12 protein-coding genes are annotated in these 12,998 nt (G+C 27.2%); 11 read left to right on the top strand and 1 reads right to left on the bottom strand.

Annotated elements, in window-relative coordinates:
* Nucleotides 1-52 precede the first annotated feature (52 nt).
* From CHF27_RS04615 to CHF27_RS04630, 4 genes are all read left to right on the top strand, one after another.
* Entirely contained in the window at nucleotides 53-1,720 is a 1,668-nt protein-coding gene (locus tag CHF27_RS04615; RefSeq protein WP_095405201.1) for a nucleoside kinase, read from the top strand.
* A 94-nt stretch (nucleotides 1,721-1,814) separates the two neighbouring features.
* Nucleotides 1,815-2,732 carry a glutaminase A gene (gene glsA, locus CHF27_RS04620; RefSeq protein ID WP_095405202.1) on the top strand — a complete coding sequence of 306 codons (918 nt, stop codon included), beginning with the start codon at nucleotides 1,815-1,817 and terminating at the stop codon, nucleotides 2,730-2,732.
* 82 nt (nucleotides 2,733-2,814) lie between these two features.
* Nucleotides 2,815-3,381, top strand: a complete 567-nt coding sequence (locus CHF27_RS04625) for a winged helix-turn-helix domain-containing protein (RefSeq protein WP_095405203.1) — start codon at nucleotides 2,815-2,817, stop codon at nucleotides 3,379-3,381.
* An 80-nt stretch (nucleotides 3,382-3,461) separates the two neighbouring features.
* Nucleotides 3,462-4,298 carry a deoxyribonuclease IV gene (locus CHF27_RS04630; protein ID WP_095405204.1) on the top strand — a complete coding sequence of 279 codons (837 nt, stop codon included), beginning with the start codon at nucleotides 3,462-3,464 and terminating at the stop codon, nucleotides 4,296-4,298.
* A 108-nt stretch (nucleotides 4,299-4,406) separates the two neighbouring features.
* On the opposite strand, the gene CHF27_RS04635 is transcribed toward CHF27_RS04630, so the two are convergent.
* Nucleotides 4,407-4,826, bottom strand: coding sequence for a RusA family crossover junction endodeoxyribonuclease (locus CHF27_RS04635; RefSeq protein WP_095405205.1), 420 nt, complete (start codon nucleotides 4,824-4,826; stop codon nucleotides 4,407-4,409).
* Between the two features lie 64 nt (nucleotides 4,827-4,890).
* Here CHF27_RS04635 and queG point away from each other — a divergent pair, with 64 nt between their 5' ends.
* The 7 genes from queG (at nucleotide 4,891) to CHF27_RS04670 (ending at nucleotide 12,907) form a co-directional block, all read left to right on the top strand.
* Complete coding sequence (queG, locus tag CHF27_RS04640) at nucleotides 4,891-5,799, top strand: tRNA epoxyqueuosine(34) reductase QueG (protein WP_095405206.1); 909 nt, start codon at nucleotides 4,891-4,893, stop codon at nucleotides 5,797-5,799.
* A gap of 146 nt (nucleotides 5,800-5,945) precedes the next feature.
* Nucleotides 5,946-8,192: a Lon protease family protein gene (locus CHF27_RS04645; RefSeq protein ID WP_095405207.1), complete on the top strand. Its 2,247-nt coding sequence runs from the start codon at nucleotides 5,946-5,948 to the stop codon at nucleotides 8,190-8,192.
* A gap of 163 nt (nucleotides 8,193-8,355) precedes the next feature.
* Nucleotides 8,356-8,985: an endonuclease III gene (gene nth / locus CHF27_RS04650; RefSeq protein WP_095405208.1), complete on the top strand. Its 630-nt coding sequence runs from the start codon at nucleotides 8,356-8,358 to the stop codon at nucleotides 8,983-8,985.
* 180 nt (nucleotides 8,986-9,165) lie between these two features.
* The gene (gene trmL, locus CHF27_RS04655) at nucleotides 9,166-9,636 is read left to right on the top strand and encodes a tRNA (uridine(34)/cytosine(34)/5-carboxymethylaminomethyluridine(34)-2'-O)-methyltransferase TrmL (protein ID WP_095405209.1); all 471 of its coding nucleotides are present in this window, start codon (nucleotides 9,166-9,168) and stop codon (nucleotides 9,634-9,636) included.
* 44 nt (nucleotides 9,637-9,680) lie between these two features.
* Nucleotides 9,681-10,526 (top strand): DegV family protein, encoded by an 846-nt coding sequence (locus tag CHF27_RS04660; RefSeq protein ID WP_095405210.1) that lies wholly within the window; start codon nucleotides 9,681-9,683, stop codon nucleotides 10,524-10,526.
* Nucleotides 10,527-10,934: 408 nt separating this feature from the next.
* Nucleotides 10,935-11,984, top strand: a complete 1,050-nt coding sequence (locus tag CHF27_RS04665) for a BMP family lipoprotein (protein ID WP_095405211.1) — start codon at nucleotides 10,935-10,937, stop codon at nucleotides 11,982-11,984.
* Nucleotides 11,985-12,358: 374 nt separating this feature from the next.
* Nucleotides 12,359-12,907, top strand: coding sequence for an arginase (locus tag CHF27_RS04670; protein WP_095405212.1), 549 nt, complete (start codon nucleotides 12,359-12,361; stop codon nucleotides 12,905-12,907).
* The last annotated feature ends 91 nt before the right edge of the window (nucleotides 12,908-12,998 follow it).

The raw sequence follows: 12,998 nt of genomic DNA on the forward strand, positions 1-12,998 counted from the left end.
AGTCTTTAAAATAAAGACTTTTTTATTATATACGTAGGGGAAGGATAGAAATATGGGAAAGTTAACTTTAAAAGTAGAGGGAAGAAATAGGGAATACAACATAAAGGAAGACTTAAAAGGAATAAAATTAGAAGATATAGTAAATGATAATTTGAATGAATATAAAGGATTTGTAACTCTTGCAGTTATTGATAACAAACTAAGAGAACTAAGTCATGTAGTAAAAGAAGATTGTGAAATAAAATTTATAGACACAACTAATGAAGATGGTTCTAGAGTATATTTCAGAGTAATATCTTTAGTATTTATAATGGCATGTAAGGAATTATTTGAAAATAAAAGAGTAACAATAGAGCATTCTTTATCAAATGGACTTTATTGTGAAGTTCATTTAGGAAGGGAATTAAAAGCAATTGATATAGATAATATAAAAGATAAGATGAGTGAAATAATAGCTAGTGATTATAAAATAGAAAAAATATTAACTACAAAACAAGAAGCTATATCTATATTTAATAAATATAATATGTATGAAAAAGCAGAGTTATTAAAGTATAAAGAGTATGGTGATGTTAAAATTTATAAATGCAATAATTACGTAGATCATTTTTATGGATATATGTTGCCATCAACAGGTTATATAAAAACTTTTGATTTAAAACTATATAATAAAGGAGTGGTAGTTTTAGGTCCTAGTGAAGTAGACAAATATAAACCAATGGAATTTATACCACAGCCTAAGTTATCTAATATATATAAAGAAGCTGAAGAATGGTCAAAGCTTATGGGTGTTGATAAAGTCATATCTCTCAATAAAATTATAGAAGAAGGAAATTATGGAGATGTTATTAGAACAGTTGAAGCACTTCATGAGAAGAATCTATCTAAAATAGCAGACATAGTAAAAGAACAAAATAAGAGAGTTATTTTAATAGCGGCACCATCTTCATCAGGAAAAACAAGTTTTGCTCATAGACTATCTATACATCTTAGAGTAAATAACTTAAATCCAGTATCAATATCTTTAGATGATTATTTTGTTGATAGAGACAAAACTCCGTTAGATGAATTTGGTAATTATGATTTTGAATCAATATATGCAATTGACTTAGATAGATTTAATTCAGACTTAAAAAGATTATTGAATGGAGAAGAAATAAGTGTTCCAAAATTTAACTTTAAGTTAGGGAAAAGAGAAGAAACTGGAAAAAAATTAAAAATAGATTCTAATCAGCCAATAATACTGGAAGGAATACATGGACTAAATCCAACTCTTACATCATCAATACCAAATGAAGATAAATTTAAAATATATATAAGTGCATTAACTCAAATAAATTTAGATGACCATAATAGAATACCAACAACAGATTTAAGATTAATAAGAAGAATGGTTAGAGATTATAATTTTAGAGGTTATAATGCTCAAAAAACAATAATGCAATGGGAATCAGTAAGAAGAGGAGAAAAGAAAAATATATTCCCATATCAAGAAGAAGCAGATTTGATTTTTAATTCAGCATGTGTATATGAATTAGCTGCACTAAAGACTTATGCAAAACCATTATTAGAAGAAATATCAAAAGATAATACTGCATATATAGAGGCTAATAGGCTTTTGAAATTTTTACAATACTTTGTTGAATTAAAAGATGTTTCTGATATACCGTCAACATCTATATTAAGAGAGTTTATAGGTGGTAGTAAAATAGTAGATTAGTTTAAGTAAAGTTCCAATGTTGACATAATATTGGAACTTTTTGTATTATAGTATTAACTAAAAATTCGAATTTAAACTAAAAAAGGAGGTAATTATGCAAGATATTTTAAATGATATATTACAAACAAATAAAAAATATGCAAATTATGGACAAGTAGCTACGTATATACCAGAGTTAAAAAAAGCGAGAAGAGATGATTTAGGTATATGCATAATAGATAAAGAAAATAAAATATATGCAGTTGGTGATTATGAGAAAAAATTTACTATACAAAGCATATCAAAATCTATAGTGCTTGCGATGGCCCTTATGGATAATGAATGGGAATATGTTTTTTCTAAAGTGGGGATGGAGCCTAGTGGAGATCCGTTTAACTCTATAATGAAGTTAGAAACTAATGATACGAAAAAGCCATGTAATCCTATGATAAATGCTGGAGCGATAGTTACTACATCGTTAATTAAAGGAGATAGTCCGCAGGAAAAAGAGGAAAGAATGTTAGAATTCTTTAGGAGAATAACTAAAAATAATAATATCGGTATTAATTATGATGTGTATAAATCAGAAAAAATATCTGGAGACAGAAATAGAGCTATGGCATACTTATTAAAGAATGACGGATTTATTAATGGAAATATTGAAGAAGTGCTAGATTTATACTTTAAACAGTGTTCGATTGAAGTAGATGCATTAGATTTAGCAAGGATAGGATTACATCTTGCAACATATGGTATAGATGTAGAAAATGGAGAAAGAATAATTAGTGAGAATGTTTGCAGGATGGTAAAAACATTTATGGTTACTTGTGGAATGTATGATGCATCAGGCGAATTTGCTATAAAAGTTGGAATACCTGCGAAATCTGGAGTGGGTGGAGGTATAATGGCTTCTGTGCCAAATAAAATGGGTATAGGAGTTTATGGTCCGGCGTTGGATAAAAAAGGGAATAGTATAGCAGGAACAAAAATGTTAGAAGATTTAGGAAAAAAGGTTCAAATAAATATTTTTTAAATTATGGAATTTTTTGACAACTAAAGATAGTTAATATATAATTAAAATATAATAAAATAATTTATTTTTAGGGGTTGGGGAGATGAAAGAAGTACTTGTATTGCGAGATTTAGAATGTATAAAAGCAATTGCGCATCCTCGTAGAATAGACATTTTAAAGACATTTGACAAATTACCATTGTCAGCAAAACAATTATCTCAGATACTAGATGAACCTCATGCAAAAATTAACTATCATATAAAGACTCTATATAAGGTAGGAATTTTAGACTTAGTAGAAGAAAAAATCAAATCAGGTATAGTAGAAAAATATTATTATCCAACAGCAAAAAATATAGTAATTGGTAAAAAAATACTAAATTTTTGCTTAGACAGTAAGGATGAAAATCAAGAAATGTGCATATCTAAATTTGAAAATATGAGTGAGTTATTTTACAAAGCTGCAGAGGAAGAAACTATAAATAAAGAGAATATTATTGAATATCACGATGTTTCTCTTACACATGATGAATTAAAAGAATTAAGTGAAATGATTGACTTAAAAATAGACGAAATTTTACATAAAATAGATCGTAGTAATACAGATATAAAATATGATATATCTATGATAGCAATACCAATAATTGAAAAAGAAGAATATAATTTATAATAAGTGTCAACTTTAGTTGATACTTATTTTTTTGGGTATAATTAATTTATATAATAAAAAAGACATTAGGAGGAAAAAATATGTTTATAATAGGACCACATATTTCAATAGCAAAAGGATTTGCAAAAGCTGCTCAAACAGCTATTGATATAGATGCAAATACATTTCAATTTTTTACGAGAAATCCAAGAGGTGGTAATGCGAAAGCTTTTGATGAAAAAGATATAAATAAATTTCAGCAAATAAGAAAAGAAAATAATATAGGTCCGCTTTTAGCTCATGCACCTTATACTATGAACTTAGGAGGATCAAAGGATGATGTATATGAATTTGCCAAGAGAATAATAAAAGAAGATATTAATAGAATGGATTTCTTGGGAATAGAGTATATGTGTTTTCATCCAGGAAGCCATGTGGGTGGAGGTATTGATTTTGGAATAGAAAGAATAGCAACAGGACTTAATGAAGGAATTAAAGGAAATGAAAATATAACTATACTTTTAGAAACTATGTCAGGGAAAGGGACTGAAATAGGTTTTGACTTTAATCAATTAAAAAGAATAATAGATAGTGTAGAGCATAGTGATAGGTTAGGGGTATGTTTAGATACTTGTCATATATTTTCAGCAGGCTATGATATAGTAAATAATCTAGAAGGTGTATTAGAGGAATTTGATAATATAATAGGTTTAGATAAATTAAAAACAGTGCATTTGAATGACAGTATGATGCCATTTGCTAATAAAAAAGATAGACATGCTCCTTTAGGAGAAGGTGAAATAGGATTAAATGCAATAATTAATTTTATGACTCATCCTGTAATAGAAAAATTACCATTTTTCTTAGAAACTCCTTTTGATGAAGAAGGACATAAAAGAGAAATAAAAATGATTAGAAAAATACTGACTAATAAATAAATTTTATATATAATTAAATAAAAATATAGACATTATAATAAATCATCCATAGTAAGCTATATATTGGCTTTTATGGATGATATGTAATATTTTATATTTAGTATTAAATCAATCGTTTATATCAGGTTTAATAGATATATCATAAGATACGTTATATTTAGAAGAAGGATAAAGCTCTATTTCTACACGAGGATTTTCTTTATCTATAAAGTCGAATAACAAAACCGGCTTAAGTTGTTTGTCGTTTTTAATAATTCCGCTTTTTTCTATACCATCGCAAATACTTTTTGGATAGTTGTGTAAATCCCCCATTTTTTTATTAGGAAAATATAACCTTAATACGGTTATTAAATCTTCTTCGATTGTTTCACCAAAGTATTGTTGATTTATGAAACCTGCAATCATATTTTCGTAAGCCAAATACTTGGAGTGCTTACCTTTTGATGGCATCCATGCTTGACCATGAATATTATGAAGCTTAAAGTTAGATTTACTTATAGGTCTACCTGGTATTGTTAGTTTAATCAAAGTATCACCGTCCTTATACCCTTGTTATTATAAAGCTAATATATAATTAATGAAAGGATATTTTATGAATAATGAAAAATTGATAGAATTTTGTAAATCTATTGGATTAAAATGCGTAGGCATTGCTGGAATAGGTCCATATGATAACTTAAAAAAAATAATAAAAAATAAGTTAGTAAATGGGCACTTTACTGGAATGGAAGAGGAAGTAATTGAAAATAGAATAGAACCAAAACTTATAATGGAAGATGCTAAGTCCATAATAGTATGTGCATTTCCATATTACACAGGAGAAATAAATGATTCTAATATATCTAAATATTGTTATGGTAAGGATTATCATATAGTTGTAAAAGAAATTCTTCAACAAATTTGTGATTATATATCAAATGAACTAGATGGATTTAAATACAAAATATTTGCAGATAATGGTCCTTTAGTAGATAGACATCTTGCATATTTAGCTGGAATTGGGTATTTTGGCATAAATAATAATATAATTACAGATGAATATGGTTCTTATATTTTTATAGGATATATAATAAATAATTTTGAGTTTAATGTAAATGAACCATCGCCTAAAACGTGTATAAAATGCAATAAGTGTGTAAAATATTGTCCGGGAAATGCGATTTTAGGGAATTACGAACTAAATCCTAAGAGATGTTTATCTTATATAACACAAAAAAAAGGAGATTTGTCAGAAGAGGAGACAAGAATATTAAAAGAAAATAAAAAAGTATTTGGATGTGATATATGCCAAGAGGTATGTCCTCATAATCGTAAAATTCCAATAACCGATATTAAAGAGTTTAAAGAAAATTTAATTACTAATTTAGATTATAAAGAAATAGAAAGTATTTCAAATAAAGAATTTAAAAGAAGATATAATGATAGAGCTTTTAGTTGGAGAGGCAAAAATATAATAAAAAGAAATATAGAGATAATTTTAGAGGAGTCTGACCATATATAGGGAGGACTTCTTTTTTTTATGCAGTAAAATAAGTCAACCATTTGTCATATACTTTAATATGGAAAAAAGAAATATATTAGTTATTAAATTTAACATTTAAAAATAAAAGACATAGTATGTTATAAAAGCAAAGAGAGGAGGAGTCTATGCTAAAGTACAATAATACATCAGAAGTAGAACCTTTAGAAAGTATATTAGGGCAAGAACGAGCTATCTCAGCTATGGAAATAGGACTTAAAATAAATAATCCTGCGTATAACATATATGTAGCAGGATGTCCCGGAACAGGAAAAACAACATATACATTAAAAGCATTAAATAAATATGTGAAAGGTAAGAGTAACCATAAGGATTGGTGTTATGTTTACAACTTTGAACATCCTAGAGAGCCAATTGTAATTGGGTTAGAAAAAGGCATAGGAAAAACTTTTAAAAAAGATATAGAAAAACTTATAGAATCTCTTTTAGATGAGTTAAAAGATGCTTTTGAAAGTGAAGATTATGAATTAGGGAAGAACCAATTACTTGAAGATTTTGATATAGAAAAAGAAGCATTGCTTAAAAAAATAAAAAAATATGGAGAGGAAAAAGGATTTAAATTAAAAAATAGTAAAGTTGGAATGGTATTTATACCAATAAAAGAAGATGAGGAAGAGGAAGAAGATGAAAATTCAGAGGAAGAGTTTTATAAGGTAAAAAGAGAATTAGAAAATATGGCAATACAGGTAGTATATAAAATAAGAGATTTAGAGGATGAAGCTAGAGAAGCAGTTTTAGAGTTAGAGGAAGAAGTAGGCAGATTTGTTATAGATCCACATATACAAGCTTTATGTGAAAAGTATAAAGAATATGATAAAGTTAATGATTATTTACAAAAAATGAGAGATGATATATTAGAGTATATATATTTATTTTATTTAGATGAAGAGGAGTTAAAAGATAAATATGATAAGGAGCATTTTATTAAATACAAAGTAAATTTATTTGTAGATAATGGAAGTGAAAAAGAAGAAGCTTTTGCACCTGTAATTGTAGAAATGAATCCAAGTCCGTTAAATTTATTTGGAAAGGTAGAATATGATTATTATAATGGAAACTTGAAAACAGATTTCACTAAAATTTTACCAGGGGCAGTTCATAGAGCTAATGGAGGATACTTAGTTTTATATGCAGATCAACTTCTAAGATATCCTTTATCATGGGATATGTTAAAAAGAACTATACAGTCTAAACAAATTACCGTTGATACTCAGACTGCAATTAAACCAGAGAGTATGCCTATAGATATGAAAGTAATATTGATAGGTAGTAATTATATATATAATGTACTTTATAGTTATGACAATGATTTTAATAAATATTTTAAAGTATTTGTAGATTTTGATGACGAGATGGAAAAAAATAACATTAATGAAGATGGAATAGCGAGATTTATAGCTCTTCAATGCAATAAAAACGAACTAAAACATTTTACTTATGATGCTGTAAATGAGGTAATTAAATTTAGTACTAGAATTACAGGCGATAAATATAAATTATCTACACAATTTAATAGGATAATGGAGATTGTATATGAGGGAAATGCATATGCAGATATTAGAGAAAGTGAGTATGTAGAAGAAGAAGATGTCAAAAAAGCAATAAAAGAAAGAAGAAAAAGATTAAATAAAATAGAAAGCAAAATGGATGAATCTGTGGAAAATGGATTTACATTAATTGAAATAGAAGGTCAAAAAATTGGTGTAATAAATGGATTATCAGTTCTTAGTACAGGGGAATATTCATTTGGAAAACCATCTAGAATAACTGTAACTACTAGTCCAGGAAATAAGGGAATTGTTAATATTGAACGAGAAGTTAATATGAGTGGTCCAATACACAATAAAGGGGTTTTGATTCTTGGTGGATATTTATCAGAGAATTTTGCTCAAGAATTCCCACTATCAATAAATGCTTATATATGTTTTGAGCAAAATTATGGTGGAGTAGATGGAGATAGCGCATCAGGTGCAGAATTATATGCATTAATATCTTCTTTAAGTGGAATTCCAATTAAACAAAATATTGCAGTAACAGGGTCCATTAACCAAAAAGGAGAAGTTCAAGTAGTTGGTGGAATAACTGAAAAAATAGAAGGATTTTATTTTACATGTAAGAAAAAAGGATTAAATAAAAATCAAGGAGTTATAATTCCAAAAAATAACAGTAGAAATTTAGTTTTACAAGATGAAGTTATGAATGCTATAAAAGATGGAGAATTTCATATATATACAGTAGAGAGAGTAGAAGAAGCTGTTGAGATATTAACAGATTTCAAATTTGAAGAAATAAAAAAATTAGTAAAAGAAAAATTATATAAGTTTAGTGAAATTCAAAATATAGTAAAAGGATAAGTTTGAATAAGTTAATAAATGGGAATATACAAAAAAGCAAGAACTAAATAAAGTTTTTGCTTTTTTTAGTAGAAAAAATCTAAAATTAATATAAAGTTAGTTTGTTATATATTGTTGGATTTGATAGATAATATATTTATATATAAATGTAAGGGAGACTATTATGAAAAATGTTAATAAAATATTAGATTTATTAGAAGAAACTTATCCAGATGCCAAATGTGAATTAAATTATACAACTGCATTTGAGTTATTAATAGCAACAATACTCTCCGCTCAATGTACAGATGTTAGAGTTAACAAAGTTACAGCAGAATTATTTAAAAAATATAATACTGCTGAAGATTTCTCAAAATTAAGTATAGATGAAATTAGTAGTTACATAAAAAGCTGTGGTTTATACAAGAGTAAAGCTCAAAAGATTAAAGTAACATCAGAGATGTTGTGTGAACTTTATGATGGAGAAGTTCCTAATACTTTAGAACAGCTTATAAAGCTACCTGGAGTAGGTAGAAAAACAGCTGGGGTTGTATTAAGTAATGCATTTAATGTTCCTGCTATTGCAGTAGATACTCATGTATTTAGAGTATCTAATAGAATAGGAATAGTAAATACATCTACACCAGAAAAAACTGAATTTGCACTTATGGAAGTTATACCTAAAAATAGGTGGTCACATTCACATCATGTTTTGATTTTTCATGGAAGAAGAATGTGTAAAGCTAGAAATCCAGAATGCTCAAATTGCCCTATAAAAAATTATTGTAATTATTATACAAATAAAACTGTTTAGTAAAAGAAAGTTTTTAGAAAACTAGTTTTCTGTTATAATTATATGAGACAATGATTAATATTGAGAAATTATTATATATTATTAAGGTGCATATTTAAGAAACACATTATATAGTAAAGTTATAATTTAAGAAGAATGTACTTGCAACATAATATAAAAATAAAACTAAGGAGGATGGATATGGGGTTAAATGTAGTTTTAGTAGAGCCAGAAATACCTCAAAATACAGGTAATATAATAAGAACATGTGCGGCAACAGGATCAACATTACACTTAGTAAGACCGTTAGGATTTTCATTAGAGGATAAGCATTTGAAAAGATGTGGACTTGACTATTGGGATATAGCGAATATACAATATTATGATAGTTTTGATGAAGTAAAGCAAAAATATCCAGATGGAAAGTTTTTTTATTCTACGACTAAAGTAAATCAATCGCATTCAGACATGAAATTTGAGGAAAATTCTTTTGTAGTATTCGGAAAAGAAACAAAAGGATTGCCAGAGACATTAATAAAAGATAATTTGGATACTTGTATGAGGATACCTATGATAAATAATGAAAAGGCTAGATCATTAAATTTATCTAATTCAGTTGCCATAGTGGTATTTGAAGCCTTAAGGCAAATAGGTTATCCTAATATGAGATAAACCCAAATTATTCTAAACATAGTTTAAGAAGGGGGCATATTTTTATGAGTAGCTTAAAGATAATATGTGACAGTTTATCAGATGTACCACAAGATTTAATTGATAAATATGACATAGAAGTAGTTCCGCTGACAGTTATATTAGACGGAAAAGAATATAAAGATGGTGTAGATATATCAAAGGATGAATTTTACAAAATTTTGAGAGAAAGTAACGTATATCCAAAAACATCTCAAGCAACATATGCTCAGTTTAAAGAAGTTTTTGAAAAATATACCAAAGAAGGTAAAAGTATACTTTATGTAGCGGGATCTTCAATAGCTACGGGAACATATCAAAGTGCAGTCATGGCAAAAAGTGATATTGATGGAGATATATATGCGTATGACTCTCAAAGTTTCTCTTATGGAATAGGAGTTCTTGTAGTTGAAGCTGCTAAATTAGCTACAGAGGGAAAAACTGTAGAAGAGATTATTCCAGCTTTAGATAAATTAAGAGCACAGTCAGTTCTTATATTCTCAGTAGACACTTTAGAGTTTTTACAAAAAGGTGGAAGAATATCTTCAACTAAAGCTGCAATAGGAAGTATTTTAAATATAAAACCAATACTTGATGTTAGAGATGGCCTAGTAGCTCCAGTATGTCAAGTGAGAGGTAAAAAGAATGTAATATCAAAGATGATAGAAATTATAAAAGAGAATTGTGGAGAAGATTTATCAAATCAAAAAATATACATAGGGTATAGTGATGATCTTAAAGAAAAAGAAAAATTAATACAAGTTGCAAAAGAAACTTTTAATCCGAAGGATATAGGATTCTTTTATGTAGGAACTTGTATAGGATCACATTCAGGACCAGGAGTAACAGGAATAATGTGCTTTAAAAAATAGTAAAATATATTAAATAAAAAAGATCTTTATTAAAGGTCTTTTTTTGTATTTAACTTAAATAAATTTTAAACAATATAGTTATTATTGATTAGCATTAAATTACTATGCAATTTATAAAATTAGAAAACAAATAAAGTTAAAAAGTGATTATGATTAATTATTTAAGGAAATATTAGAGATAAGTAAAAATTTTATGAAAAAGGAATAAAAACTTCTTATATTGAATATAAGATAATGTAAGGATATTTTACATTATTTATAGAAAAAGCTGTTAAAAAATAAACAGGATAACGTATTTCGCCGAATGAAATAAACATAAAAATAAAAAACATATGGATAATTAACTATAAATAGTGTAGAATAAAACTAATATTACATATAAAAAGAAAAATTTTTAGGAGGATATTTATGAAACTTAAAAAGTTATTAGCTTTAGGTCTAACTACAGTTATGGCTGCTAGTATGTTAGTAGGATGTAGTTCTGGTTCAAAATCAGATAAAAAAGCAGAGGAACCAAAGGATAAAGTTGTAAAAATAGGAATGGTTACAGATGTTGGTGGAGTAAATGACGAATCATTCAATCAATCTGCATGGAAAGGTTTAGAAAAAGCTAAAGAAAAATATAAAGATAAAATTGATGTTCAATATCTTGAATCAAAACAAGATGCTGACTATGTGCCTAATATAGAAACTCTTATGGATCAAGGAAAGAATTTAATAATAGGTGTAGGATATAAATTAGCTCCAGCTATAGAAAAAGCTGCTAAAAACTATCCAGATCAACAATTTGTTCTTATAGATGCTACATATGAAAAAGGACAACCTAAAAACGTAACTTCATTAGTATTTGAAGATAACGTATCATCTTATTTAACTGGATTAATAGCTGGTAAGATGACTGAAACTAATAAAGTTGGATTTATAGGTGGTATGGAAGGTGAAGTTATAAGTAGATTCGATTATGGATTTAAAGCAGGTATAAAAGATTCTAATCCAAAAGCAGAAGTATCTACTCAATATGCAAATAGCTTTACAGATGCTGCATTAGGTAAGTCAATAGCTAACCAAATGCACAAAAGTGGAGTTGATATAATATTCACAGCTGCAGGGGCTTGTGGAACAGGTTCTATAGAAGCTGCTAAAGAAAATAATAAAAAAGCAATAGGTGTTGACCAAGATCAAAATAAATTAGCTCCAGATAATATAATAACTTCTGCTATGAAAAATATAGATGTAGCTGTATTAGAAGTAGCTAACCAATTAATAGATGGATCATATAAAGGTGGTCAAGTTGTAGTTAATAAACTAGAAACAGATGGTGTTGGTATAGCTCCATCTAGTGACAAAAACGTTCCACCAGATGTATTAGAATATGTTAAAAAACAAGCTGAAAAAATAAAAAAAGGTGAAATAAAAGTTCCTCAAAATAAAGAAGAATTTGATGCTCAATATAAATAAATATTAGTTATTTAATAAAAAAGCCGTTCTATTGAGAACGGCTTTTTGTTGTATCCTATTTTGAAAATCAAAAAGGTTAAAATTAGAGAAATAAGCTAAATTAAAATTTTTAAAAAAATTTAAAAAGATAAGAATTATAATTATTTTGATGAAATTAATAAATTTTACTTGTAAAAATAAGAATATAACCTATAAAATACTTATAGGGGGGGAGTTTGATGAGTAACTCTATTATAAGTATTGATTGGGATTATTTTATGCCTTACATGAAAACTTGAAATGGATCATATATTGAAAATACCAATAATATAAATAAGCATTGGTATAAGTTATATATAGAAAATAAGTTTAGGGGAATAGATTTAACTAGATCTATGAATGTTGCAGACGAAGCAAATGGTTTTTGGGAAATGTTAAAAAAAAGAATAAAGTTTCCTAAAAGTACAAAAATAGTAGTATCTGAATCTCATGCTATGGCATATTACATAGCAAAAGAAAATGGATGCGATAGTGTGTATTCTTTTGATGCTCATTCAGATTTAGGATATGGAGGGATAAAGTCATTGGATTTTGAGGTGAATTGTGCTAATTGGCTAGGGAAATTATTAAATGATAAAATAGTCAGTGATGCAAAAATAATTTATAGTCCATATACCAATGAAAATCCAAATGACTTTGAAGAAATAAATAATAGCTTTGATATAAGTTATTGTGGGATAAGTGACATATCTTGTAAAAACGTTTCTCCGATAATTCATATATGCAGATCTGGGTGTTGGAGTGCTCCTTGGTTAGATAAAAAATTATTGGATTTTGTAGAAAAATCGTCTTTTAAGTACACTTTACTAGATTGTGAAGATAGATTATGGAATCCAAACAAAATAAATTTAGCTCAACAAATAGATTATATGCTTTATGGATAATATATAAATATATTTTCTAATACTTATAAAAATCCTAACTATATATTATAATTAGAAAGGCAAAATATTATAATTAAAAAGGCAAAGGTTT

Origin of the sequence: Romboutsia maritimum (assembly GCF_002251085.2) — a bacterium.
In the GTDB taxonomy this organism is placed as follows: domain Bacteria; phylum Bacillota; class Clostridia; order Peptostreptococcales; family Peptostreptococcaceae; genus Romboutsia_B; species Romboutsia_B maritimum.